The 219-nt window shown below is 42.9% G+C and carries 1 rRNA gene; it reads left to right on the forward strand.

Annotated elements, in window-relative coordinates:
- Positions 1–110: 110 nt before the first annotated feature.
- A 5S ribosomal RNA gene (gene rrf / locus GHT08_RS21875) occupies positions 111–219 on the forward strand; the annotation flags it as partial.

A 219-nucleotide genomic window follows, 5' to 3' on the forward strand; every position in this document is an offset into this window, starting at 1 on the left:
CTTGTAATATAACTCTTATCTAGTTTTTAGGGTACATAAAAAAACTAAAAAAAACTCTTGCATTCTATGTGAATGATGAGTTATAATGTATCTTGTCCTTGAAAAAAGAGTCTGGTGACGATAGCGGAGAGGTCACACCTGTTCCCATGCCGAACACAGCAGTTAAGCTCTCCAGCGCCCATGGTAGTTGGGGCTCGCGCCCCTGCAAGAGTAGGACGT

Source organism: Gracilibacillus saliphilus, from assembly GCF_010994085.1.
Lineage (GTDB): Bacteria > Bacillota > Bacilli > Bacillales > Amphibacillaceae > Gracilibacillus > Gracilibacillus lacisalsi.